General features: G+C 60.8%; 21 protein-coding genes and 1 pseudogene. 17 read left to right on the forward strand and 5 right to left on the reverse strand.

Annotated elements, in window-relative coordinates; translation table 11 throughout:
• The first annotated feature begins 5 nt into the window (after positions 1–5).
• On the forward strand, positions 6–2,285 hold the full coding sequence (ptsP, locus tag KVH01_RS06600; RefSeq protein WP_043047003.1) for a phosphoenolpyruvate--protein phosphotransferase: 2,280 nt from the start codon (positions 6–8) through the stop codon (positions 2,283–2,285).
• Positions 2,286–2,410: 125 nt separating this feature from the next.
• On the opposite strand, the gene KVH01_RS06605 is transcribed toward ptsP, so the two are convergent.
• Positions 2,411–3,157 carry an NRDE family protein gene (locus KVH01_RS06605; RefSeq protein ID WP_217880828.1) on the reverse strand — a complete coding sequence of 249 codons (747 nt, stop codon included), beginning with the start codon at positions 3,155–3,157 and terminating at the stop codon, positions 2,411–2,413.
• A gap of 217 nt (positions 3,158–3,374) precedes the next feature.
• On the opposite strand from KVH01_RS06605, the gene lgt reads away from it, so the two are divergent.
• The gene (gene lgt / locus KVH01_RS06610; protein ID WP_043047005.1) at positions 3,375–4,187 is read left to right on the forward strand and encodes a prolipoprotein diacylglyceryl transferase; all 813 of its coding nucleotides are present in this window, start codon (positions 3,375–3,377) and stop codon (positions 4,185–4,187) included.
• Between the two features lie 58 nt (positions 4,188–4,245).
• Positions 4,246–5,079 carry a thymidylate synthase gene (locus tag KVH01_RS06615; protein WP_217880829.1) on the forward strand — a complete coding sequence of 278 codons (834 nt, stop codon included), beginning with the start codon at positions 4,246–4,248 and terminating at the stop codon, positions 5,077–5,079.
• Between the two features lie 203 nt (positions 5,080–5,282).
• Here the strand turns inward: KVH01_RS06615 and cadR are convergent, their stop codons facing one another.
• On the reverse strand, positions 5,283–5,723 hold the full coding sequence (cadR, locus tag KVH01_RS06620; RefSeq protein WP_043047007.1) for a Cd(II)/Pb(II)-responsive transcriptional regulator: 441 nt from the start codon (positions 5,721–5,723) through the stop codon (positions 5,283–5,285).
• 85 nt (positions 5,724–5,808) lie between these two features.
• Here cadR and KVH01_RS06625 point away from each other — a divergent pair, with 85 nt between their 5' ends.
• The 9 genes from KVH01_RS06625 to KVH01_RS06665 all read left to right on the forward strand — a co-directional run bounded on the left by KVH01_RS06625 (position 5,809) and on the right by KVH01_RS06665 (position 16,339).
• Positions 5,809–8,109 carry a heavy metal translocating P-type ATPase gene (locus KVH01_RS06625; protein WP_217880830.1) on the forward strand — a complete coding sequence of 767 codons (2,301 nt, stop codon included), beginning with the start codon at positions 5,809–5,811 and terminating at the stop codon, positions 8,107–8,109.
• Between the two features lie 16 nt (positions 8,110–8,125).
• Positions 8,126–8,989, forward strand: a complete 864-nt coding sequence (locus KVH01_RS06630; RefSeq protein WP_217880831.1) for a LysR family transcriptional regulator — start codon at positions 8,126–8,128, stop codon at positions 8,987–8,989.
• A gap of 247 nt (positions 8,990–9,236) precedes the next feature.
• Positions 9,237–10,301, forward strand: coding sequence for a putative 2-aminoethylphosphonate ABC transporter ATP-binding protein (locus KVH01_RS06635; protein ID WP_217880832.1), 1,065 nt, complete (start codon positions 9,237–9,239; stop codon positions 10,299–10,301).
• A 1-nt stretch (position 10,302) separates the two neighbouring features.
• Positions 10,303–12,015, forward strand: coding sequence for a putative 2-aminoethylphosphonate ABC transporter permease subunit (locus tag KVH01_RS06640; RefSeq protein WP_217880833.1), 1,713 nt, complete (start codon positions 10,303–10,305; stop codon positions 12,013–12,015).
• A gap of 22 nt (positions 12,016–12,037) precedes the next feature.
• The gene (locus tag KVH01_RS06645; protein WP_217880834.1) at positions 12,038–13,060 is read left to right on the forward strand and encodes a putative 2-aminoethylphosphonate ABC transporter substrate-binding protein; all 1,023 of its coding nucleotides are present in this window, start codon (positions 12,038–12,040) and stop codon (positions 13,058–13,060) included.
• Between the two features lie 154 nt (positions 13,061–13,214).
• Positions 13,215–14,351 carry a TIGR03364 family FAD-dependent oxidoreductase gene (locus KVH01_RS06650; RefSeq protein ID WP_217880835.1) on the forward strand — a complete coding sequence of 379 codons (1,137 nt, stop codon included), beginning with the start codon at positions 13,215–13,217 and terminating at the stop codon, positions 14,349–14,351.
• A gap of 112 nt (positions 14,352–14,463) precedes the next feature.
• Positions 14,464–15,021 carry a hypothetical protein gene (locus KVH01_RS06655; protein WP_217880836.1) on the forward strand — a complete coding sequence of 186 codons (558 nt, stop codon included), beginning with the start codon at positions 14,464–14,466 and terminating at the stop codon, positions 15,019–15,021.
• Between the two features lie 228 nt (positions 15,022–15,249).
• Positions 15,250–15,804 carry a hypothetical protein gene (locus KVH01_RS06660; RefSeq protein ID WP_217880837.1) on the forward strand — a complete coding sequence of 185 codons (555 nt, stop codon included), beginning with the start codon at positions 15,250–15,252 and terminating at the stop codon, positions 15,802–15,804.
• Positions 15,805–15,808: 4 nt separating this feature from the next.
• Complete coding sequence (locus KVH01_RS06665) at positions 15,809–16,339, forward strand: hypothetical protein (protein WP_217880838.1); 531 nt, start codon at positions 15,809–15,811, stop codon at positions 16,337–16,339.
• Between the two features lie 3 nt (positions 16,340–16,342).
• On the opposite strand, the gene KVH01_RS06670 is transcribed toward KVH01_RS06665, so the two are convergent.
• Both KVH01_RS06670 and KVH01_RS06675 read right to left on the reverse strand, forming a co-directional pair.
• Entirely contained in the window at positions 16,343–17,710 is a 1,368-nt protein-coding gene (locus tag KVH01_RS06670) for a DUF3482 domain-containing protein (protein ID WP_217880839.1), read from the reverse strand.
• The gene (locus KVH01_RS06675; RefSeq protein ID WP_217880840.1) at positions 17,703–19,082 is read right to left on the reverse strand and encodes a DUF2868 domain-containing protein; all 1,380 of its coding nucleotides are present in this window, start codon (positions 19,080–19,082) and stop codon (positions 17,703–17,705) included. Before KVH01_RS06675 ends, KVH01_RS06670 begins: the two co-directional genes overlap by 8 nt.
• A gap of 69 nt (positions 19,083–19,151) precedes the next feature.
• Between KVH01_RS06675 and KVH01_RS06680 the strand changes: the two genes are divergently transcribed.
• Entirely contained in the window at positions 19,152–19,664 is a 513-nt protein-coding gene (locus KVH01_RS06680) for a dihydrofolate reductase (protein WP_217880841.1), read from the forward strand.
• Positions 19,642–19,764, forward strand: a pseudogene (locus KVH01_RS29740) (outer membrane lipoprotein carrier protein LolA); the annotation flags it as partial. The gene KVH01_RS06680 and the pseudogene KVH01_RS29740, both read left to right, overlap by 23 nt.
• 12 nt (positions 19,765–19,776) lie before the next feature.
• Here the strand turns inward: KVH01_RS29740 and KVH01_RS06685 are convergent.
• Positions 19,777–21,168, reverse strand: coding sequence for an L-cystine transporter (locus KVH01_RS06685; RefSeq protein WP_217880842.1), 1,392 nt, complete (start codon positions 21,166–21,168; stop codon positions 19,777–19,779).
• A 242-nt stretch (positions 21,169–21,410) separates the two neighbouring features.
• Between KVH01_RS06685 and KVH01_RS06690 the strand changes: the two genes are divergently transcribed.
• The 3 genes from KVH01_RS06690 to KVH01_RS06700 all read left to right on the forward strand — a co-directional run bounded on the left by KVH01_RS06690 (position 21,411) and on the right by KVH01_RS06700 (position 24,144).
• Positions 21,411–22,472, forward strand: coding sequence for an HAD family hydrolase (locus tag KVH01_RS06690; RefSeq protein ID WP_225924065.1), 1,062 nt, complete (start codon positions 21,411–21,413; stop codon positions 22,470–22,472).
• Between the two features lie 194 nt (positions 22,473–22,666).
• Positions 22,667–23,200 carry an RNA polymerase sigma factor gene (locus KVH01_RS06695; protein WP_043047020.1) on the forward strand — a complete coding sequence of 178 codons (534 nt, stop codon included), beginning with the start codon at positions 22,667–22,669 and terminating at the stop codon, positions 23,198–23,200.
• Positions 23,197–24,144, forward strand: coding sequence for a FecR family protein (locus KVH01_RS06700; protein WP_217880843.1), 948 nt, complete (start codon positions 23,197–23,199; stop codon positions 24,142–24,144). Before KVH01_RS06695 ends, KVH01_RS06700 begins: the two co-directional genes overlap by 4 nt.
• Positions 24,145–24,229 lie beyond the last annotated feature (85 nt).

A 24,229-nucleotide genomic window follows, 5' to 3' on the forward strand; every position in this document is an offset into this window, starting at 1 on the left:
GAGCCATGCTCAATACGCTGCGCAAGATCGTCCAGGAAGTTAACTCCGCCAAGGATCTCAAGGCGGCGTTGGGGATTATTGTGTTGCGCGTCAAGGAAGCCATGGGCAGCCAGGTCTGCTCGGTTTACCTGCTGGACCCAGAGACCAACCGTTTTGTGCTGATGGCCACGGAGGGCTTGAACAAGCGCTCCATCGGCAAGGTCAGCATGGCGCCCAATGAAGGTCTGGTGGGCCTGGTGGGGACGCGTGAAGAACCCCTGAACCTCGAACATGCGGCCGACCATCCGCGTTATCGCTACTTTGCCGAAACCGGCGAAGAGCGCTACGCCTCGTTCCTCGGCGCGCCGATCATCCACCACCGCCGCGTCGTCGGCGTGTTGGTCATCCAGCAAAAAGAACGCCGCCAGTTCGACGAAGGTGAAGAAGCCTTCCTCGTGACCATGAGCGCGCAGCTCGCCGGGGTTATCGCCCATGCCGAGGCCACCGGTTCGATTCGCGGCCTGGGGCGCCAGGGCAAGGGCATCCAGGAAGCCAAGTTCGTCGGCGTCCCCGGTTCCCCGGGTGCTGCGGTGGGTACGGCGGTGGTCATGCTGCCGCCGGCCGACCTCGATGTGGTGCCGGACAAGACCGTCCACGACATCGACGCTGAAATCAAACTGTTCAAGACCGCCCTCGAAGGCGTGCGCGCCGACATGCGCAACCTGTCGAACAAGCTGGCCACCCAGCTGCGCCCCGAAGAGCGTGCGCTGTTCGACGTGTACCAGATGATGCTCGATGATGCGTCCCTGGGTAACGAAGTCAAGACCGTGATCAAGACCGGCCAGTGGGCCCAAGGCGCGTTGCGCCAGGTAGTCACCGATCACGTCAACCGCTTCGAAATGATGGACGACGCCTACCTGCGCGAGCGGGCCTCGGATGTGCGCGACCTCGGCCGCCGCTTGCTGGCGTACCTGCAGGAAGACCGCAGCACCAACATGGTCTTCCCCGACAACACCATACTGGTCAGTGAAGAATTGACGGCCACCCAGCTCGGTGAAGTGCCTGAGGGCAAGCTGGTGGGCCTGGTCTCGGTACTGGGCTCGGGTAACTCCCACGTCGCGATCCTGGCCCGGGCCATGGGGATCCCGACGGTGATGGGCCTGGTGGACCTGCCGTATTCCAAAGTCGACGGCATCGATATGATCGTCGACGGGCATCGCGGTGAGGTGTTTACCAACCCCAGCGACGTGCTGCGCAAGCAATACGCCGAAGTGGTGGAAGAAGAGAAGCAACTGGCACAGGGCCTCGACTCGTTGCGCGAGCTGCCGTGCGTCACCCTCGACGGCCACCGTGTACCGCTGCTGGTCAACACCGGCCTGCTGGCGGATGTAGCACGTGCCCAGCAACGTGGCGCCGAAGGAGTAGGGCTGTATCGCACCGAAGTGCCGTTCATGATCAACCAGCGTTTTCCGAGTGAGAAGGAGCAGCTGGCGATTTATCGCGAGCAACTTCAGGCCTTCCACCCGCTACCGGTGACGATGCGCAGCCTGGATATTGGCGGCGACAAGTCACTGTCCTATTTCCCGATCAAGGAAGACAACCCCTTCCTTGGCTGGCGTGGCATCCGCGTTACCCTCGACCATCCCGAAATTTTCCTCGTCCAGACCCGCGCCATGCTCAAGGCCAGCGAGGGTTTGAACAACCTGCGTATCCTGCTGCCGATGATCTCCGGCACTCATGAGTTGGAAGAGGCCCTGCACCTGATCCACCGGGCCTGGGGCGAAGTGCGCGATGAAGGTGCCGACGTGCCGATGCCGCCGATTGGCGTGATGATCGAAATCCCTGCGGCGGTGTACCAGGCCAAGGAGCTGGCGCGGCAGGTGGACTTCCTCTCGGTAGGCTCCAACGACCTGACCCAGTACCTGCTGGCCGTGGACCGTAACAACCCACGGGTGGCCGACCTCTACGACTACCTGCACCCGGCCGTGCTGCAAGCCCTGCAACACGTGGTGCGCGATGCCCATGCCGAGGGCAAGCCGGTGAGCATCTGCGGCGAAATGGCTGGCGACCCGGCGGCGGCGGTGCTGTTGATGGCAATGGGCTTTGACAGCCTGTCGATGAACGCCACCAACTTGCCGAAAGTGAAGTGGATGCTGCGCCAGGTTGAACTGGGCATGGCCAAGGATCTGCTCGCCCAGTTGATGACCATCGACAACCCGCAAGTTATCCACAGCTCGTTGCAATTGGCGCTGAAGAACCTGGGGCTGACCCGCATGATCAACCCGGCTTCTGCCAAAACCCTCTAGCGTCTGGCGCCGATCAAAATGTGGGAGGGGGCTCGCTCCCGATTGCAGGGTGTCAGCCAGGATATCTGGTACTGACCCACCGCTATCGGGAGCAAGCCCCCTCCCACATTGGTTTTGGGGGGTGGTTAAAAATTGAGTTCGACTTCGCCGAGCCGTCCGCCATGCGGCCCAAAACTTCGTTCCACCATCTTTCGCTTTCCATCGGCATTCACAATCAGCGCCGTACTCGCCCGTGTCCCATAGCTGGGGCTGGAGATGAACACACTCGACAGCAGGCTTTCGGTCGCCAAGCCCACGCCGGTGTCCGGCAACTCGGCAAACGGCGCCGTTTGCGGATCGCTCAAAATCCGCAGTAAGGCTTCCGGCTGTGGGTCTACCAATAACGCGCTGAACGCCGCCTTGGCCTTGACCAGCTTCGGCCACGGCGTATCCAGCCCTGCATTGGACAGCCCATAGACCCCCGGCGCGAGCAATGTGGGCTGGGTGTCATTGGCGTTGTAATGCCACAGCTCATCCCGCGTGCCAACCAGCAGGTTAAAACCAGCATATTCAATCGAGCGTCCGTTAACGTCAGCTAAATAATCGTCAATCGGCAGCGAACCGCTGAGAAACCGCGCAACCAATTCACCACGGGACTTGCGCGCCGGTGGCTGGTGCGGGTCGCGGATATTGGTCAGGGCAGCAAAACGCCCCTCGGCGCTGACGCCCAGCCAGGTCCCACCGGCTTCCTGGTCGCGGCCGGCGTACACCTGGGGCGCATCCGGCCACTGGGCCAGCGGCAGGCTGGGTCGGGCGTAGAACTCATCGCGGTTGGCCGCGACGATCAGCGGTTGGGCATGGCCCGGTCGCCAGGCGAAAACAATCAGGCACATTGGGAGATCCCTTGTGTGTTTTTCCCAACTCTACCCACAGATTCGCGAGCGTTCCATCGCAACGAAGTTGGGCCGCGCACCTTCCATCCGTTAACATGCCGGGCTGTTTGGTGTGTATGTGAACTTCTTAATTTGATATCGGCGCTGTAACGCAGGCTTAATCGCACCTCGGCATGGTCCGGTGCGTCATGACTAAATGTTTTAACGAGGAGTCGCAATGCTGCCTTACCCGCAGATCGACCCGGTGGCCCTGGCCATCGGTCCGCTGAAAATCCACTGGTACGGGCTGATGTACCTGATCGGCATCGGCGGTGCCTGGCTGCTGGCTTCCCGGCGCCTGAACCGGTTCGACCCGACCTGGACCAAGGAGAAGCTCTCCGACATGGTGTTCTGGATGTCGATGGGGGTGATCGTCGGCGGACGCCTGGGGTATGTGCTGTTCTACGACTTGTCGGCCTACATCGCCAATCCGACGCTGATCTTCGAAGTGTGGAAAGGTGGCATGGCCTTCCATGGCGGGTTTATCGGCGTGATGATCGCCGCCTGGTGGTTTGGCCGCCGTAATGGCAAGTCGTTCTTCCAACTGATGGACTTCGTCGCACCCTTTGTGCCGATCGGACTGGGCGCCGGGCGCATCGGTAACTTCATCAACGCCGAGTTGTGGGGCAAGCCGACCGACGTGCCATGGGCCATGGTGTTCCCGCCGTTCAGCGACCCGGCGCAACTGCCGCGCCACCCGTCGCAGCTCTACCAGTTCGCGTTGGAAGGTGTGGCCCTGTTCCTTATCCTCTACATCTTCTCGCGCAAGCCACGCCCGACCATGGCTGTTTCGGGCATGTTCGCGCTGTTCTACGGGATTTTCCGCTTTATCGTCGAATTCGTACGGGTGCCGGATGCACAGCTGGGCTACCTGGCGTGGGGCTGGCTGACCATGGGGCAGGTCCTCAGCCTGCCGATGATCCTCGCGGGCCTGGGCATGCTCTGGTGGGCGTACAATCGCCCGCAGCCGCTGAAGAACGCCGCGCTTTAAATTCGAATGCCGCGGCCCTTGCTTGACGGGCTGCGGCTTCAACGATACGGGTAACTACATGAAGCAATATCTCGAACTGCTGCACGACGTCGTGACCAATGGCCTGACCAAGGGCGACCGCACCGGCACCGGTACCAAGGCCGTGTTTGCCCGTCAGTATCGGCATAACCTGGCCGACGGCTTCCCGCTGCTGACCACCAAGAAGCTGCACTTCAAAAGCATCGCCAATGAACTGATCTGGATGTTGAGCGGCAACACCAACATCAAGTGGCTCAATGAAAACGGTGTGAAAATCTGGGACGAGTGGGCCACCGAAGACGGTGACCTGGGCCCGGTGTATGGCGAGCAGTGGACCGCCTGGCCGACCAAGGATGGCGGCACGATCAACCAGATCGACTACATGGTGCACACGCTCAAGACCAACCCCAACAGCCGCCGCATCCTGTTCCACGGCTGGAACGTCGAATACCTGCCGGACGAAACCAAGAGCCCCCAGGAAAACGCGCGCAACGGCAAGCAAGCCCTGCCGCCGTGCCACCTGCTGTACCAGGCGTTCGTGCATGACGGTCATCTGTCGATGCAGCTGTATATCCGCAGCTCCGACGTGTTCCTGGGCCTGCCGTACAACACCGCCGCGCTGGCGTTGCTGACCCACATGCTGGCTCAGCAGTGCGACCTGATCCCCCACGAGATCATCGTCACCACCGGCGACACCCACGCCTACAGCAACCATATGGAACAGATCCAGACCCAGTTGGCGCGCACGCCGAAAAAACTGCCGGAACTGGTGATCAAGCGCAAGCCAGCTTCGATCTACGACTACACGTTCGAAGACTTCGAGATCGTGGGCTACGACGCGGACCCAAGCATCAAGGCCGACGTGGCTATCTAAAGCCTGCCTCGGTCAGAACTGTGGGAGGGGGCTCGCCCTAATGCCTGTAGGAGCGAGCTTGCTCGCGAAAAACCTATAGGCGCTGCGTTTTGTCAGGAGACACGCGTTATCGTTGACGTTTTTCGCGAGCAAGCTCGCTCCTACAGACGGCGATGACGCTTAACTGATGCCCCTCACACATTTTCATCCGGTTACTAGTTGAGTTAATGGCCGTGGCTTCGGCCTACATGTGAAGGCTCAGCCTCACTGGCCGCAATCCCTCCGCTGACCTCCAGCTGCTGCAAAATCCCGCACTGTTCCCCACCGCCGCAGCGTTGGCGCAGGTCCAGCAATTGCTCCTGCAAGGCCAGCAACCCATCGATCCGCGCTTTCACGTGGTGGATATGCTCGTCGATCAACGCATTCACGCTTTCGCACTGGTCCTGGGGGCTGTCACGCAACCCCAGCAGGCTGCGGATTTCCTCGAGGGTCATGTCCAGGCTGCGGCAATTGCGGATAAAGGTCAGCCGCTCGGTATGTGCCTGGGTGTACACGCGGTAATTGCCGTCGGTGCGTGCCGGGGGCGGCAGCAGGTTTTCCTTCTCGTAATAACGGATGGTTTCCACCGGGCAATCGGTGAGTTTGGCCAGTTCGCCGATCTTCATCGCAGCAATCTCCAAATGGGTGCTTGACCCTATAGTGGCTACAGGGTCTTTACTTGGCAACAGGCACCTTTACGGACGCGACCTGATGAGCCACTCCATTCACACCCCGCACAAGCACGACCACAAGCACGACCATGCTCATGACCATAAGCATGACCACGGTCACGATCACAGCCATGATCATGGCCCCGCAAAACTCACGCCTGTGGATAACCACGGCCACGCGGGCTCCTGCTGCTCCGGCGCTGCCGGGCCTGCCGTGGTGACCCTGAGCGAAGCGCCCACCGCTGGCTCGCGGCTGAGCACCTTCCGCATCGAAGCCATGGACTGCCCCACCGAACAGACGCTGATCCAGAACAAACTGGGCAAGCTCGCCGGTGTGCAGCAGCTGGAATTCAACCTGATCAACCGCATCCTCGGCGTCACCCATGACCTGCCGAGCACCGCGCCGATCATCGATGCGATCAAGTCCATCGGCATGCAGGCCGACCCTATCGAAGAAGGCAGCCCCGCCGCTGCGCCGCCAGCCAAGAAGCATTGGTGGCCATTGGCGGTATCCGGCGTGGGTGCCTTGGGCGCCGAAGTGCTGCATTTCACCGGCGTAGCCCCGACCTGGGTGATCGCAATGGTGGCGCTGGTGTCGATCCTCAGCGGCGGCCTCACCACTTACAAAAAGGGCTGGATTGCCCTGAAAAACCTCAACCTGAACATCAACGCGCTGATGAGCATCGCCGTGACCGGCGCCATCCTCATTGGTCAGTGGCCGGAAGCGGCGATGGTGATGTTCCTGTTCACCGTGGCAGAGTTGATCGAGGCCAAGTCCCTGGACCGGGCGCGCAATGCCATCAGCGGCCTGATGCAGATGACACCGGAACAGGCCACGGTACAACAGGCCGACGGCTCGTGGATGGAACAAGAGGTTAAAAGTATTGAGCTGGGTGCGATCGTTCGGGTAAAGCCCGGCGAGCGTATCGGCCTGGACGGTGAGGTCACTGCCGGTCAATCCACCATCGATCAGGCGCCGATTACCGGGGAAAGCCTGCCGATTGAAAAAGCCATCGGCGATAAAGTCTTCGCCGGCACCATCAACCAGGCCGGTTCCCTGGAGTACAAAGTCACTGCGGCGGCCAACAACTCGACCCTGGCGCGGATCATCCACGCCGTGGAGCAGGCTCAAGGCGCACGGGCGCCGACCCAGCGGTTTGTTGACAGTTTTTCCAAGGTCTACACCCCGGCAGTTTTCCTGTTTGCCCTGGGCGTGGCAGTGATTCCGCCATTGTTCATGGCTGGCGTGTGGTTTGACTGGATCTATCGCGCCCTTGTGCTGCTGGTGGTGGCATGTCCCTGCGCATTGGTGATCTCCACGCCGGTGACCATCGTCAGCGGCCTGGCCGCGGCGGCGCGCAAGGGCATCCTGATCAAGGGCGGCGTGTATCTGGAAGGGGGCTACAAGCTCGACTACCTGGCCCTCGACAAGACCGGCACCATTACCCACGGCAAACCGGTGCAAACCGATTACCTGCCGCTGTTCCCCAATCTCGAAAACAGCGCTCCGGCCCTGGCCGCCAGTTTGGCCGGACGTTCCGACCACCCGGTGTCCCTGGCGATTGCCAATGCTGCGTTGGATAAAAACCTGACGATTCATGCTGTGGATAACTTCGAGGCCCTGGCCGGGCGCGGTGTGCGCGGCGATATCAACGGCCAGACCTATCACCTGGGTAACCACCGTTTGGTGGAAGACCTCGGCCTGTGCTCCCCAGCCCTGGAAGAAAAGCTCTTCGCCCTGGAAAAACAAGGCAAGTCCGTGGTGCTGCTGCTGGACAAATCCGGCCCGCTGGCGCTGTTTGCCGTGGCCGACACCGTCAAGGAAAGCAGCCGCGAAGCTATTGAGCAATTGCACGACCTGGGCATCAAGACCCTGATGCTCACCGGTGACAACACTCACACCGCCCAGGCGATCGCCACCCAGGTCGGCATCGATCAGGCCCAGGGCGATTTGTTGCCCACCGACAAGCTGCAAGCCATCGAAACCCTCTACGGCCAAGGCCATCGGGTGGGCATGGTCGGCGACGGTATCAACGATGCCCCGGCCCTGGCGCGGGCCGAAATCGGCTTTGCCATGGCCGCGGCGGGCACTGACACGGCCATCGAGACCGCTGACGTGGCGCTGATGGATGACGATTTGCGCAAGATTCCGGCTTTCATTCGGTTGTCGCGGCAAACCTCGAGTATCCTCAAGCAGAACATCGCCCTGGCACTGGTGATCAAGGCGATCTACCTGGCGGTGACATTCATGGGCATGGCGACCATGTGGATGGCGGTCTTCGCCGACATGGGCGTGAGCCTGCTGGTGGTGTTCAACGGCCTGCGCCTGTTGCGCAAATAGAGGATGCGAGGGTGGTGTGCTGAGTGCTGAGTTAAAGGCGTTTTTCATGGTCGCCCGCCTGGGCAGCATCACCCAGGCGGCGAAAAAGCTCGGCCTGAGCCAGCCCACCGTGACCACCCAGATTCGTAACCTGGAAAGCCAGTACGGCGTTGAGCTGTTCTATCGCGGCGGCCGTCGCCTCACCGTCAGTGACGAAGGTGCGCGGCTGCTGCCGATGGTCAAGACGCTGTTGCAGCAGGAAGCGAATATCGAGTTTTTCCTACGCAACAACGGCCAGGTCCAAGGCGCACTGCGGATTGCCGCGACGGCACCGTATTACATCCTCGATCTGGTCAAAGCCTTTCGCGAGCGCTTGCCGCAAGTGGAGGTATCGGTGGAAATCGGCAACTCCCAGCAGGTGCTCGAAGCGTTGGATGATTACCGCGTCGATGTCGCCGCGTCTTCGCAGTTGCTGGAAGACCCGCGCCTGATCCGCCGCGTGCTGGGCACCGACCCGCTGGTGCTGGCGGTGCATCGCAATCACCCGCTGGCCAAGCTCGATCATGTGTCGTTGAGTGCGCTGGCTGGGCATACGCTGCTGATGCGCGAGGCGGGCTCCACCACCCGTCGGCTGACCGAAGAGATGTTGCAGGGCTCTGGCGTGGGTTATGGGCCTTTACTGGAGATTGGCAGCCGTGAGTCGATCCGTGAGGCGGTGCTGCGCAATATCGGCATCAGCATCATTGCCCGCCAGGAAGTGCCCCATGACCCGCAATTGCGGGTGCTGACTATCGAGAATGCACCGCAGATTCCGGAGTATCTGTATTGCCTCAAGGAGCGCAAGGGCGCTCGGCTGCCGGCGGCGTTCCTTGGCCTGGCTCAGGAAATGTCGCCAATTTAAGTTCTGTGGCTGGCTTGAGGGCCAATCGGGAGCAAGCCCCCTCCCACATTTTGACCGCATTCTCATGTTGGAACCCGGTCAACTGTGGGAGGGGGCTTGCTCCCGATAGCGGTAGGACAGGCAACTCATCTCTGTGAGTCCTACACAAATCCACCAATACCACTATCACCCCATTTTGCCTTTCTGCCATACCAACTACGCATTGCCCGCCTAGCATGGCCTTCATCCGTTTGATGAGGTGCCTTGCATGAACACAGCCCTGACCCAACCCGGCGCGCCCATGAAGGTACGCGGGATCCAGAAACGCTTTGGCGCCTTCACCGCGCTGGATAGGGTGTCTTTGGACGTCGCCGCCGGCGAGCTGGTGTGCCTGCTCGGCCCCTCCGGCTGCGGCAAAACCACCCTGCTGCGCTGCATCGCCGGCCTGGAACGCCAGGACAGCGGCGAGCTTTACCTGGGCGAGCGTGACGTTTCCCTGTTGCCACCCCAGGCACGGGATTACGGCATCCTGTTCCAGTCCTACGCGTTGTTCCCCAATCTCAGCGTGGAAGCGAACATCGGCTATGGCCTCACCGGCAGCGGCCGTGATGAAGTACGCAAGCGCGTCGGGCAGATGCTTGAGCTGGTCGGCCTGCTCGGCAGCGAAAAGAAATACCCCGGCCAACTCTCCGGCGGCCAACAACAGCGGGTGGCCCTGGCCCGTGCACTGGCGCCGGCCCCGTCGCTGTTGCTGCTGGATGAACCGATGTCGGCCCTCGATGCCCGTGTGCGCGAGCATCTGTGCACTGAGCTGCGCCAACTGCAACGGCGCCTGGGCATCACCACCTTGATGGTGACCCATAATCAGGATGAAGCCATGTTGATGGCCGACCGCATTGCCGTGATGAACAACGGTAAGGTCGAGCAGTACGCCACGCCCCAGGAAATCTACGATCGCCCGGCCACGCCCTTTGTGGCTGAGTTTGTGGGCCAGGGCAATTGGTTGCCGTTCAGCCGTAACAGTGCCAGCCACGCCCAGGTTGGCGGCATGAAGATGCGCCTGGCCGACGATGCAGGTATCGCCCAATCTGGCCGCCTGTTCTGCCGCCCGGAAGCCATCAGCGTCAACCCGCCGGTGCATGAGGAAAACCTGTTCCCGGCCAAGGTCCGCGAGATCACTTTTCTCGGCAACCGTTGCCGCATGAGCTTTGAACTGGAACAGTTGCCGGGCCATCCATTGTTAGCCGAGCTTGCGCCCGAAGCCATGCCGCGCCTGGGCGCGCAGGATATCTGGGTGGCCTTGCCGCCGCGCAGCCTGCAGGTGTTTGCCTGAGATGGCCGCTGTCATGACACTGCCGGTACCGCGTCAGGTGTCCCGCGCCGAGTGGGGTGACCGTCTCTTTGTGGTCGGCGGCAAATGGCTCTGGCTCGGCCTGCTGGGGTTGGCGGTCCTGCTGCCGCTGCTGGCAATTTTCTGGCGCGGCTTCAGCAGCGAAGCCGGGCAGGGCGGCGGCCTGGTGGCTGCGCGGGAACTGCTGACCAGCGCCAACTTCCACTGGTTGCTGGGCAATAGCCTGAAAGTGTCCCTTAGCGTGGCGGCCATCGTCGTACCGCTGGCCTATCTGTTTGCCTACGCCCTGCAACGCACGCTGATTCCCGGCAAAGCTGTCTGGCGCGGCCTGTCGTTGCTGCCGTTGATGGCGCCATCGATGCTGCCGGGGATCGCGCTGGTCTACCTGTTCGGCAACCAGGGCCTGCTGCGCGGCTTGCTCTCGGAGAATATCTACGGCTTCTGGGGCATTGTGCTCGGTGAAGTGATCTACACCTTTCCCCATGCGTTGATGATCCTGCTGTCGGCTTTGTCCCTGGCAGATGCGCGTTTGTTCGATGCCGCTTCGAGCATGGGCGCCAGCCCGGCCCGGGCGTTTCGCAGCATTACCTGGCCGGCCACGCGCCAGGCGGTGTTCGCCGCGTTCTGCCTGGTGTTCACCCTGACCATCACCGACTTCGGTGTACCAGTGGTGGTAGGTGGTGATTACCAGGTGCTGGCGCTGGAAGCCTACAAGGCGGTGGTCGGCCAGCAACAGTTTGGGCGTGGCGCGTTGATCGGTATGGTGTTGTTGCTGCCGGCGCTGTTCAGCTTCGGTGTGGATGCCTGGTTGCGCCGTCGGCATGGCGACGCCATGAGCGGTCGCGCCCAGGTGTTTGTGCCCGCGCCATCGCGGCTGCGCGATGGCTGCTACCTGGCCATTGTGCTGCTCATCTGTGCGCTGTTGCTGCTGGTGTTCGGCATGGCGGTGTACTCCTCGCTGGTGAAGTTCTGGCCGTACAACCTGTCGCTGTCGCTCAACCACTACCAGTTTGAAGACACTGCCGGCGGCGGCTGGCTGGCCTATCGCAACAGCCTGACCATGGCGCTGTGCACGGCGTTGATCGGCAGCGTGCTGATCTTCACCGGCGCCTACCTGATGGAAAAGACCAAGGGCCAGAAAGGCCTGAACCTGGCGCTGCGCATGCTCAGTTTCGTGCCGATGGCCGTACCAGGTCTGGTGCTGGGCCTGGGTTACGTGTTCTTTTTCAACCTCAACGGCAACCCGCTGCATGTGTTCTACGGCAGCATGGCGTTGCTGGTGGTGTGCACCATTGCGCATTACCTGACCACCGCGCAGATGACCGCCACCACCGCCCTGCGCCAGTTGGACGCCGAGTTCGAAGCCGCGGCGTTGTCGCTCAAGGCGCCGCTGTATCGCCACTACCTGCGTGTCACGGTACCGATTTGCCTGCCGGCGCTGCTGGATATCCTGCGCTACCTGTTTGTGTCGGCGATGACCACCGTGTCCGCCGCGATCTTCCTCTACAGCCCCGACACCATCCTCGCCGCCGTCGCCGTGTTGAACATGGACGACGCCGGCAATGTGGGCGGTGCCGCGGCGATGTCGACCCTGATCCTGTTCACCTCAGGCAGCGTCTCGCTGCTGCTGGCGTGGGCCTCACGTGGCGCGCTGCGTCGCTCCCAAGCCTGGCGCCAGACCGCGCCCGGCCAATAAAACAACCTGAAGGAGGTGCCCCATGTTCAAGCCCCTGGCGCTGGTCGCTGCAGTCCTCACGGCATTCAGCCTGAATGCCTTCGCCAAGACCGAGCTGACCGTATACACAGCCCTCGAAGCCGAGCAATTGAAGACCTACAAAATAGCTTTCGAGCAGGCCAACCCCGACATCGAGATCAAGTGGGTGCGCGACTCCACCGGCATCATCACCGCCAAACTGCTGGCCGAGAAAGACCGCCCCCAGGCTGACGTAGTGTGGGGCCTGGCCGCTTCCAGCCTGGCGATTCTCGACCAGCAAGGCATGCTCGACAACTACGCACCCAAGGACCTGGACAAGATCGGCGAACACTACCGTGACGCCACCAACCCGCCAGCGTGGGTCGGCATGGACGTATGGGCCGCGACCATCTGCTTCAACACCATCGAAGCCCAAAAGCAGGGCCTGACCAAGCCGGTGAGCTGGCAGGACCTGACCAAGCCTGAGTACAAGGGCAAGATTGTCATGCCTAACCCGGCGTCCTCCGGCACCGGCTTCCTGGATGTCAGCGCCTGGTTGCAGACCTTCGGCGAGAAACAAGGCTGGCAATACATGGACGATCTGCACCAGAACATCGGCCAGTACGTTCACTCCGGCTCCAAGCCATGCAAACTGGCGGCGTCCGGTGAGTTCCCGATTGGGATTTCCTTCGAGTACCCGGCGGTTCAGCTCAAACGCCAGGGGGCCCCGTTGGACATCATCCTGCCGAAAGAGGGCCTGGGTTGGGAGATTGAAGCCACCGCGGTGATCAAAGGCAGCGCCCACGGCGACGCCGCGAAAAAACTCGCTGACTTCTCCGCCAGCCCAGCGGCGATGGAGTTGTACAAGGCCAACTTCGCCATCCTTGCCCAACCGGGTATTGCCAAGCCGCAGACCGAGTTGCCAGCCGATTACGAGCAGCGCCTGATCAAGAACGACTTTGCCTGGGCGTCGAAGAACCGCGACAGCATCCTGGCTGAATGGCGCAAGCGTTATGACGGTAAGTCGGAGAAGGTGGCGGGTCAGTAATTTTTCGGTTTGGGCTGATGGCCTCATCGGGGGCAAGTCGAATCGTCGCACCGCCCCTCCCACCTTTGAATATATTCACAGATCAAATGTGGGAGGGGCGGTGCGACGATTCGACTTGCCCCCGATGGCGGTCCTGAAAACAGGACATCACTTAATGACACACCATAGCGACCTGTTAATTGTCGGCGCCGGCATCCTCGGCCTCTCCCACGCCTACGCCGCCGCCAAGCGCGGCCTCAAGGTCAAGGTGTTCGAGCGCAATGCCACGCCCCTGGGCGCCTCGGTACGCAACTTCGGCCAAGCCCTGGTCACCGGCCAGCCGCCGGGCCAGATGCTCGACCTGGCTCGGGAAAGCCGTGATATCTGGGCACAGTGGGCGCAAGTTGCTGGTCTGCAGCTCAAGCGCAACGGTTCATACCTGTTCGCCCGCACCGAAGCCGAAGAGCATCTGTTGCAAGCCTTCTGCAGTGATCGTGCGCAAGAGCATGGCTACAACGTCGAACTGCTGCAAGGCGCAGCCATGAAAGATCTCTACGCCGGCCAGTTCCGCCATCACCGCGCTGCGCTGCACGGCAAGGACGACCAGCAACTGTATTCCCGCGAGGCGATCCCGGCGCTGGTCCAGTACCTAAGCCAGGAAATGAACGTCAAGTTTCACTTCTCTACCCTGGTACGCGACGTTGAGCCTGGCCAAGTGCACAGCACGGCCGGCAGCTTTCGCGGTGAGCAGATCATCGTCTGCTCAGGCCACGACTATCAAACCCTGTTGGCCGAATCCATGGCCCAACTCAACCCGCAGACCTGCCGCCTGCAAATGCTGCGCGCCCGGCCGACGCTCAACCTGAACCTGCAACACGCCCTGCTCACCGGCTTGAGTTGCGTGCACTACGGTGCCTTCGCCGACTTGCCGGAGGCCGCCGCGGTGCAGGCACAGATCCTGCGCGAAACACCGCACCTGCATGAGCAGGGTATCCACTTGCTGATCAGCCCCACGCCCCATGGCGAACTGATCATCGGTGACTCCCACCACTACGACAGCGATCCGTCGCCCTTCAACGCTGAGCAGGTGGATGACTGGATGATCGAGTTGGCCGAGCACACCCTGGGGTGCAAGATCCAGGTGGTCGAGCGCTGGCAAGGCGTCTACGGAGCTCGCGGACCGGGGCCGTTTTCGTTTGTGCGGGCGGCACCCGGTGTCAGCGCCGCGTTGATGCATAGCGGCGTGGGCATGAGCGTGGGGCCGGCGCTGGCCGAGCGAAATATCAGCTCACTGTGGGGAGGGGCGCGATGAACCCTGGGCCCGCAGCGTGAATTCATACGTCCAACGCGGAACGGGCGGCTATAGATGCGATGGCGCACGTCGGTACGCTCACGCCTCCATCAACCACGAATGAGAGCATTCGATGCGCTACTTAAAAGCCACTGCCCAGGACCGAAGCGGTAATGGAAAGGCCGATACCGTCTTTCTGCATTTTTACGAACGCGGTGCCGGCGGATTCGATGAGTTGATTCATGAGGCATTCGCTGTTGATATGAACGGTGATAAAAATGTGGACCTTCAAACTGTTGTAGACATCGACGTTGAAGGCAAAAGCATGTCCATCGACAGCCACTTGCTTACGTTATTCGCCAACACCTTTCTTAAGTTGAACTGGTTTAACGGTGGCGAAAGCTGGAAGCGCACCTTGGTGGTTGTCGCCGCCCATGAATACGAAAAACGCCCGCCCAATGGTGTGAAACTCCATTTTCTGGAGCGGCGCAGCACGGTGCGTAAACCTACGCTGGCTTTTCAGGCTGCCGCTTATGACGGTTACGGTAATGGTGTATTGGAATGGTTTACCAATACCGACGTGGACAAGAACGGAGTGGTGGATGAGGTTGATAAGGAACTGATCCGTTCCCTGTGCAGCAATTTTCTTGCATTTAAATGGTACACAGACCCGTTGTCAGCGGCATGTTGATGGGCATCGAGCCCTCGCGTTCGAGATGCGCAACTGAGACCGACAGGCCAGGCAGATGCCTCTTATGGTGCTGATACAGAGGCGTTGAAGTGCAAGCCTTTCTCGCTGTTGGCGAGCTCGTCCTACGTACCTTGAAGTCTGCTCCCGCAGGAAAAATTGTTTTGACGGCTAGTTTGAATTTTGAAGAGGCTGATAGCGTAATCATTCAGTTTTCATAGGTATTGAGTGATGCATTATTTGAAAGTTTTTGCTCAGGGGCGTGGCGGGCGCGATCACGCGGATAAAGTTGTTGCCAGGTTTTATAAGAAGGATAAATGCGGCGCTGATCGGTTAATGCATGAGGAAGTTGCCTTCAACCTGGACCGCGAGGGGGAATATGATCATGGTCTTTATGATTTGCATCTCAGTGGGGATATTAACGGAGATGGCAAGGAGAACTTCCTTGATCAACGTATTTTCCATTCATTTGTGAATGCATTTATGTTGCTCGGTTGGTTTGATTTTTGCGCCGGCCATTCACATTGTTTAACCATGCACGTGAAGCATTACAGCGCCAACGGTAAGCCCAATGCGATTGAATTGAATTTTCTTGAGCGCGCGGGTGAGCAGGAAACCCTTATTTATAAAGCCAGCGCTTATGACGGTGATGGGGATGCCGTGATGGACTCGTTTACCAACACCGATGTCAATCGAAATGGCAAGGTGGATGAGCTGGATAAGGCGTTGATCAGAGTGTTGTGCAAGCTCTTTCTAGAGTTCAAGTGGTATGCACACAAGGAGTAAACAAGTGCGTTATTTAAAGGTTATTGCACAGGACCAGACGGGGGGTGGACGGGCAAATACCGTGCGGCTCCAATTCTACCAACATACCCAATGCGATCAGAGCCGCTTGGTCAATGAGGTCGTGGCCTATGATTTCACCTCAGATGGGAAAATAGACTACAGCCGGGGAGACGTTACCAATAACGGTCAGGAAAACAGCCTGGATAGGGTACTGCTGGACAGGTTTGCCAATGCTTATTTGAAGATCAATTGGGTTAATCGCGGGTCCGCTGCAAAACGCTACATGAAGATTTTTTCCGAAGACTTTTACAGGGACGGCACACCCGACACCGTGCGCCTGCATTTGCATAAAGGGCCAGATCTGCTCAGTTCGGATACTCAAATCTCTTGGAGCGCTGCCTATGATTTTGATAACAATGGCGAACTTGAGTGGAACATTCATTCCGATATCAATCGGGATGGTGTTATCGATGAGGTGGACAAGCATCTGGTCCAGCAACTGGCTGAACTTTACTTGAAGTTCAACTGGCACTAGTCGTCAATTCGCAATGAGTTGCTGCGCCAGGGCCAGGATCTGCTCCTGGCGCTCAGCCTGGCTCAGTTTGGCGTGGGCGTTGAGGCTCGACCATTGCGGATGGGCGCGGGCCTTACCCAAGGCGTCGGGCAGCTTGCCCTCGCGCCAGGTTTTATCCTGGGGCGTGTCGACCTTGATGCTGTGCACCGCCGCATGGCCGCGCAGGTTGAGAGCCTTGAGCAGTTGGCGTTGGCGCAGGGCAAGCAGGCGCAGCACGCTGTCGTCGACGGTCAGCTCGCGCTGGCCCTTGATTTTGCCGAGCAGGCGGCTGCCGTAGCTGCGCGCCGTTTGCAGCGCGCCACCGGCGATGGCACCGGCCAGGGCTGCAGCGCCGAGTGTCAGGCCGCCGACCAATAGATCCACACCCGCACCGGCCGCAGCGCCGGCGGCGATTCCACCACCGACCCGCACGCCAAGCTGCTTGAGGGTTTCGGGATTGAACAAGTCATCGCCCCAGCGCCCGTCGAGTAGCGGCAGGTCACTGGCGGCGGCATCCTGCGGGCGGAAGCCGAACAATTTGAGCAGGGCTTCGACGCACTTCTGTTCGCGTTGGCGCACGGCTTTACGCAGATCGCCGATGGCTTGCTGTTCATTCTCGGTGACCACGCTGCGACGGCAGGCGGCGCAGTCGATCAGCAGCTCGGCGATCAACCGCGCAGCGCTTTGCTGGCGGGCCAAGCGTTGGGCCTCCTGGTCTAGGATCAGGCGCTGCAACTGTGGCCGTGAGGTTTCCAACAGCAGGGCCAGGCTTTCATACAGCCGGCGCTCGCCGTCTTCCGGCGGTGCCACGCTGTCGAAACGCACCAACGCATGCAGGCCGAGGCGGGCCAGGGCTTCGCGCCAGTCCGGCTCGCGATGCTCGCTGCTGCTGACGAAGTTGAGCACCGGCAGCAATGGCTTGCCGCAACTGGCCAGCACCTGCAGTTCGTCACGGTACTTGGCCAGTACCGGCTCGCGGGCGTCGATTACATACAGGCCGGCGTCCGAGGCCAGCAGTTGGCGCAATACCTTGGCTTCCTGTTCGAAACGCTGGCGGGCTTCGCTGCCTTCCAGGAAGCGCGCCAGGCGGGCCGGGCCGTCCAGGCGTTCGCCGGGGCGATCCAAGCGCTCCAGATAGTCGAGCAAGGCGATGGCGTCTTCCAGTCCGGGCGTGTCGTACAGTTCCAGCAAGGCTTCACCATCCACCGACAAGCGTGCACCTTCGACATGCCGCGTGGTGCTGGGGCGATGGGAGACTTCGCCGAAGCCCACATCGCGGGTGAGAGTGCGCAGCAGTGAGGTCTTGCCGACGTTGGTGTGGCCGACCACGGCGAGTTTCAGCGGTTTAGTCATGACCAGTCTCCAGCCAGTTCAGCGGCGCGCAATCGGCAAACGTTAGATCAAGCTGTTGCAGCGCGGTGTGCCAATCACCCAGACGTTCGGCATCCAGAGCCTGGCCCGATGGTGCTTGCAGCAGCCACACACGGGTGGCGGCGGCGCTGCGTGCCAGTTCGGCGATCAGCGCCAGGCTGCCTCGGTCGGGTGAGCGCCGCGGGTCGCAGGCGATAGCCAGGCGAGCGGGCGGGAAACGGCTGAGTTGCTCCAGCAGTTTGTGACGTGATTCGCGGCTGTCGAGGATACCGGCGTTTTTTATGCTGGCCGGCAGCTTGGGTGGCCAAGGGTGTTGATCGTCCAGCTCGATGGCGACCAGCAAGGCGCCGTCGCTGTCCATATCGCTGACGCCACCGCTGACGTGGTGCAGTTGCTCGGGCGCCACATCGTTGATCCCCAGGCGTTCGCTGCTGGGCATCAGGCGGTCGCGCAACTGGCTGTAGCCGGGCAGGTTGAGGTCCAGGCGCAAGGCGGCACGCCCGACCTTCCAGCGCCACAGGCAGAGCAGGGCGAGAATCAGTCGGGGCAGCAGGCCGTAGACCAGCAATACGCCCACCAGCCAGGCAGCCCAGGCTTGGCGGGCGCTTTCGATATTCAGCGCGGAATCGCCGCTGGCGCGGATCATGTCGACGCTCGGCACGTTGAAGCCCAGCAGCGCGGGCAGGGTGCCGAGGGCTTGGGTTACGGCGACAAAAGTGTCGGCACCGAGAATGGTGGTTTCCCATACAAAGCCGTAGCGCCGTGTGGCCAATAGCGTCAGCAAAATCACCAGGGCACTGAGCAATGCCAGCAGCCACAGGCTGTTGACCAGCACACCCACCGCCCAGCGATTGAGTTTTTGCCGTTGCAGCAACAGCAACAATGCCGGGGCCAATTGCGCGGCCTTGGCGTCACGCGCGAGTTTTTCGCTGAGCCACAACCACAGTCGCCCGAGACTGGCGCTGTGCTCGCCAGCAAACAGCAGGCCCAGGGCCCAGCTGATCAGCAAGATCAGGTTCAAACCGAGCAGGCTGCCCAGGGCCCAGAACACGTTGACTGGGGCCAAACCGTTACCCAGTGCGGCAAACGCCAAGCCGGCGCCGCTGATCACGGCCACCACCACCAGCAACACCAGCGCCAGGCGCGCGCCTTGCAGCCAGCGCGTGAGGGCGCCGGTCAGGCCATCGCGCTCGGCCAAGTGCAAGGCGCGCTGGGTGATCCGCGTCGGCAGGTCGCCCCCGGCCGTGCGGGCCAGGCGGTTGGCTTCCAAATCTTCCAGGGGGCCGGCGTGTTCTTCACGCAGGCGCACGGTTTCTGTCAGCCAGAGGTTGTGCAGGGGGGTCAGTGCAGTCACGCGCCATCCTGTTGTTTCAGTGAGGTTGGAGCATAACCGCTGGCTCGCGCCTCTGGTATTCTCGTCGCCATGAAAAAAACTCTCCCTTTAAGCCTGATCGCAGCCCTCGGTGAAAACCGCGTGATCGGCGTCGACAACAGCATGCCCTGGCATTTGCCGGGGGATTTCAAATATTTCAAGGCCACCACGCTCGGCAAGCCAATCATCATGGGGCGCAAGACCTGGGATTCCCTGGGCCGACCGTTGCCGGGGCGCTTGAACCTGGTGGTCAGTCGTCAGACCGATCTGGCGCTTGAAGGTGCGCAAGTTTTTCCGTCACTTGAAGCGGCGGTAGAACGCGCTGAGGAATGGGCCAAGGCCCAAGGCGTGGACGAGCTGATGCTGATCGGCGGCGCGCAGTTGTATGCGCAGGGGCTGGAGCAGGCCGATCGCTTGTATCTGACGCGGGTGGCGTTGAGCCCGGAAGGGGATGCGTGGTTTCCAGAGTTTGATACGAACCAGTGGAAGCTGGTGTCGAATCTGGAGAATCCAGCTGAAGGCGATAAGCCGGCGTACAACTTTGAAGTGTGGGAGCGCAACTAGTGTAGGAGCGAGCTTGCTCGCGAAGATCGTCAACGATGACGCGGGCATTCTGAATGAACGCGGCGCCCTCAGGTTCTTCGCGAGCAAGCTCGCTCCTACAGGTTATAAGCCTTTATGCCTGCGCCAGTTCGGCATGTTCATCGGCATTCAACAGCTTTTTATCCGTCTGCCCCATGATCTGGCTGGTAATCGCCCCCGCCGTCATCGAACCATTGACGTTCAACGCCGTACGGCCCATGTCGATCAGCGGCTCCACGGAAATCAGCAGCGCCACCAGTGACACCGGCAAGCCCATGGCCGGCAGTACGATCAGCGCGGCAAAGGTCGCACCACCGCCTACGCCGGCAACGCCCGCCGAACTCAAGGTCACAATCGCTACCAGGGTCGCGATCCACAGCGGGTCCAGGGGGTTGATGCCCACGGTCGGCGCGACCATCACCGCCAACATCGCCGGGTAAAGACCGGCGCAACCGTTCTGGCCGATGGTCGCGCCAAACGAGGCGGCGAAGCCGGCGATGGATTGCGGGATGCCCAGGCGACGGGTCTGTGCCTCGATGCTCAGCGGGATGCTCGCTGCGCTGGAGCGGCTGGTAAAGGCAAAGGTCAGCACCGGCCAGACCTTTCGGAAGAAGCGCAGCGGGTTGATCCCGGCCAGGGACAGCAGCAGGCCGTGCACCACGAACATCAGGCCCAGGGCCAGGTACGACACCACCACGAAACTGCCGAGCTTGATGATGTCTTGCAGGTTGGAGCCGGCGACCACCTTGGTCATCAGCGCCAATACGCCGTACGGGGTCAGCTTCATCACCAGGCGCACCAGGCGCATCACCCAGGCTTGCAGGGTGTCGATGGCGTTGACGACCTTCTGGCCTTTCTCCACGTCATCCTTGAGCAGTTGCAGTGCGGCGACCCCCAGGAAGGCGGCGAAAATCACCACGCTGATGATCGACGTCGGCTTGGCCCGGGCCAGGTCGGCGAACGGGTTGGCCGGCACGAACGACAGCAGCAATTGCGGGATATTCAGGTCGGCAACCTTACCGGCGTAATCACTCTGGATCACTTGCAGGCGCGCCATTTCCTGGGTGCCGGCCACCAAGCCTTCGGCGGTGAGGCCAAACAGGTTGGTCAGGCCGATGCCGATCAGCGCCGCGATGGCGGTGGTGAACAGCAGCGTGCCGATGGTCAGGAAGCTGATCTTGCCCAATGACGAAGCGTTATGCAGACGCGCCACGGCACTGAGGATCGAGGCGAACACCAGTGGGATCACGATCATTTGCAGCAGTTGCACATAGCCGTTGCCGACCAGGTCAAACCAGCCGATGGAGGCTTTGAGCACCGGGTTGCCGTCGCCGTAGATCGTGTGCAAGGCCGCACCGAACAGCACGCCCAGGACCAAGGCGAAGAGCACCTTCTTGGCCAGGCTCCAGTTCGTACGACGGGTTTGTGCCAGGCCCAGCAAAAGGGCCACGAACACCAATAAATTGAGAATCAGGGGCAGATTCATTGAAGCTCCGTTGAGAAGGCAGCCAATCGCGTGAGCCTGCGATTGCGAACCGGGAAGCCTAACAGCATGAAATATAATGATTTAATACCGATATGGAATGGTAACTGTCGTTTTTGGAATAAGGCGCTGGCGCGCATGCGTATGGCCTTGGCGTGATCAAGACGCAAGCGGTCGCGCCCGGGCGATAACTGTCATACGGATTTGTTAGCGTCGATGTCTTTCACTTGAGGGAGACAACGCCTATGAAGCTCGCGCCGAAACTACTGATATCCGCCGCCTTCTGCCTCGGACTCGCCAGCCAGGCGTTCGCCGCCACCGAGTTGAAACACTGGCCGGCGCCTGCCGCCAAACAGTTGAACGCAATGATCGCCGCCAACGCCAACAAGGGTAACTATGCGGTGTTCGACATGGACAACACCAGCTACCGCTACGACCTCGAAGAGTCGCTGCTGCCGTACATGGAAAACAAGGGCCTGATCACCCGCGACAGCCTCGATCCTTCGCTCAAGCTGATGCCGTTCAAAGATACCGCCGAGCATAAGGAAAGCCTGTTCAGCTACTACTATCGCCTTTGTGAAGTCGACGACATGGTTTGCTACCCGTGGGTCGCCCAGGTGTTCTCCGGCTTCACCCTCAAGGAACTCAAGGTCCAGGTCGACGAGCTGATGGCGTCCGGCAAGCCGGTGCCGGTCAGTTACTTCGACGGCGATGCGGTGAAGCAGTCCGAAGTGCAGCCGCCGAAAGTCTTTACCGGCCAGGCTGAGCTATATAACAAGCTGATGGAAAACGGCATCGAGGTGTATGTGATGACCGCTGCTTCCGAGGAGCTGGTGCGCATGGTCGCCGCCGATCCGAAGTACGGCTACAACGTCAAGCCCGAGAACGTCATTGGCGTCAGCACGCTGCTCAAGGATCGCAAGACCGGCGAGCTGACCACCGCCCGCAAGCAGATAGCCGCCGGCAAATATGACCAGGAAGCCAACCTTGGCCTGGAGCTGACCCCTTACCTGTGGACCCCGGCAACCTGGATGGCCGGCAAGCACGCGGCGATCCTCACCTACATCGACGAATGGAAAAAACCGGTGATCGTCGGCGGCGATACGCCGACCAGCGACGGCTACATGCTGTTCCACGATGTGGACGTGGCCAAGGGTGGCATCCACCTGTGGATCAACCGCAAGGACAAATACATGACCCAGCTTAACGGCATGATCGCCAAGCACGCCGCGGCGCAAGCCAAGGAAGGACTGCCAGTGACGGCGGACAAGAACTGGGTGATCGTCAAGCCGGAGGACATCCAGTAAAACCGAGTCGCCCTTATCGCAGGCAAGCCGGCTCCCACATTTGAAAGTGTTCACAAATCAAAATGTGGGAGGGGGCTTGCCCCCGATGGCTATCTGAAGCCCAGGGCAATAAATAGATATCAATTGCGAACAAATCTCATCTTCTGCTAGCGTGCGCACTCCCTGAACCGTCCGTTCTTTTTCAAGGTAGTGCTGTGTCCTCCTGGAATTCGCAGATCGCGCGCCTGTTCGCGGAGCAGAAGAAAGCCCTCGAAGCCTTCGTCACTCGGCGCACCGGCAGCGCCCAAGTGGCCGCCGACCTGACCCAGGAGTCTTTCCTGCGCCTGGCGCGGCTGGATTCCGGCGACAAAATCGATAACCTTCCTGCCTTCCTTTTCACCATCGCCAGCAACCTGGTGCGCGATCATCAGCGCCAGGCCATCCGCCGCGAGCGCCTGGATGCCGGGGAGCCCAGCGATGAACTGCCGTGCAGCAACCCAGGTGCCGATGAGCAATTGGCGGCCTACCAGCAGGAACAGTTAATGCAGGCTGCCATCCTGGCGTTGCCCGAAGCGACTCGGCAGATCTTCCTGCTTTATCATGTCGACGAACTTTCCTATCGCGAGATCGGCGAGCGCTTGTCGATCAGCCCGCGCAGTGTGGAATATCAATTGCGTCGCGCCTTGATTGAATGCCGTGGCTATATCAAGACGCAGCTGGCTTGCGATGAACAAGGACGCCGGTCATGACCGACCTATCCACTGCCGATGAAATGTTCGACGAAGCCAGCGGCTGGTATTTTCGCCTGCAGGCCGACGACGTTACGCCCGCCGAACTGGACAGCTTCGCCGCCTGGCTCGGGCAGGGCGATGCCCAGGATCGGGCCTGGCAGGAAGTCCAGGTGCTGCTCGGTGGCCTGCGTGAACCGGCGCGCGTGGTACGCCGTGCCGAACAAGCCGCCTGGCGCAAACCGGCGCGCCGCTGGGCCTATGCCGCTGCCGTTTTGCTGGCAGTGGGGCTTACGGTGCACAACACGCCCTGGCTCGACCGCCTGCGCGCCGACTACGCCACCGGCACCGGGGAGTCGCTTCGTATCGAACTGGCCGACGGCTCTCACCTGCAACTCAATACCGACAGCGCGGTGCAGGTGCGCATGAGCGCGGGCGAACGTCAGATCCGCCTGCTGCGTGGCGAAGGTTTTTTCGAAGTGACCAAGGACCCGGTGCGGCCGTTCGTGGTGCAGTCCGGTGGCGGTTGGGTGAAGGTGGTTGGTACTCAATTCAGCGTGATGAGACGTGATGCTCAAACTCGCGTGCAAGTGGCGCAGGGCAAGGTGCAGGTCAGTTCGGGTGGTGGTGAGCCGGTTTATCTGGAGCCAGGACGGGCGGTGGAATACCAGGACCGGCACCTGGCCGAGGTGCATGGCTTCGACCCGGTCCGCGGGTTTGCCTGGCGCCAGCGGCAACTTGTGTTCCGCCAGCAACCCCTGTCAGAAGTGGTCAGCGAGCTGAACCGGTACTGGCCGGGACAGACTTTGGTACTGGGCGATGCGTTGCGTAATCGGGTGGTATCCGGGGTGTTCGAAATCGACAAGCATGACGCTGTGATCAAGGCGCTGGAATACACACTCAATCTGCGCGCCGAGTACTACACCCCGTATTTATTGGTATTGCGTGAAGGCAAGGCGTCGTAATAACAACTTTCTCAAAAAACTTTCAGGGTTTCCCGTCAAGCGTTCGTCCTTGATCACTGAGGCGCAAATAGTAAGCACTCTCAAG

This window comes from Pseudomonas khavaziana (assembly GCF_019145205.1).
Lineage (GTDB): Bacteria > Pseudomonadota > Gammaproteobacteria > Pseudomonadales > Pseudomonadaceae > Aquipseudomonas > Aquipseudomonas khavaziana.

Coding starts and splice junctions, on each gene's coding strand:
- ptsP (WP_043047003.1), top strand. CDS start 6: ATGCTCAATACGCTGCGCAAGATCGTCCAGGAAGTTAACTCCGCCAAG.
- KVH01_RS06605 (WP_217880828.1), bottom strand. CDS start 3,157: ATGTGCCTGATTGTTTTCGCCTGGCGACCGGGCCATGCCCAACCGCTG.
- lgt (WP_043047005.1), top strand. CDS start 3,375: ATGCTGCCTTACCCGCAGATCGACCCGGTGGCCCTGGCCATCGGTCCG.
- KVH01_RS06615 (WP_217880829.1), top strand. CDS start 4,246: ATGAAGCAATATCTCGAACTGCTGCACGACGTCGTGACCAATGGCCTG.
- cadR (WP_043047007.1), bottom strand. CDS start 5,723: ATGAAGATCGGCGAACTGGCCAAACTCACCGATTGCCCGGTGGAAACC.
- KVH01_RS06625 (WP_217880830.1), top strand. CDS start 5,809: ATGAGCCACTCCATTCACACCCCGCACAAGCACGACCACAAGCACGAC.
- KVH01_RS06635 (WP_217880832.1), top strand. CDS start 9,237: ATGAACACAGCCCTGACCCAACCCGGCGCGCCCATGAAGGTACGCGGG.
- KVH01_RS06640 (WP_217880833.1), top strand. CDS start 10,303: ATGGCCGCTGTCATGACACTGCCGGTACCGCGTCAGGTGTCCCGCGCC.
- KVH01_RS06645 (WP_217880834.1), top strand. CDS start 12,038: ATGTTCAAGCCCCTGGCGCTGGTCGCTGCAGTCCTCACGGCATTCAGC.
- KVH01_RS06650 (WP_217880835.1), top strand. CDS start 13,215: ATGACACACCATAGCGACCTGTTAATTGTCGGCGCCGGCATCCTCGGC.
- KVH01_RS06655 (WP_217880836.1), top strand. CDS start 14,464: ATGCGCTACTTAAAAGCCACTGCCCAGGACCGAAGCGGTAATGGAAAG.
- KVH01_RS06660 (WP_217880837.1), top strand. CDS start 15,250: ATGCATTATTTGAAAGTTTTTGCTCAGGGGCGTGGCGGGCGCGATCAC.
- KVH01_RS06670 (WP_217880839.1), bottom strand. CDS start 17,710: ATGACTAAACCGCTGAAACTCGCCGTGGTCGGCCACACCAACGTCGGC.
- KVH01_RS06680 (WP_217880841.1), top strand. CDS start 19,152: ATGAAAAAAACTCTCCCTTTAAGCCTGATCGCAGCCCTCGGTGAAAAC.
- KVH01_RS06685 (WP_217880842.1), bottom strand. CDS start 21,168: ATGAATCTGCCCCTGATTCTCAATTTATTGGTGTTCGTGGCCCTTTTG.
- KVH01_RS06690 (WP_225924065.1), top strand. CDS start 21,411: ATGAAGCTCGCGCCGAAACTACTGATATCCGCCGCCTTCTGCCTCGGA.
- KVH01_RS06700 (WP_217880843.1), top strand. CDS start 23,197: ATGACCGACCTATCCACTGCCGATGAAATGTTCGACGAAGCCAGCGGC.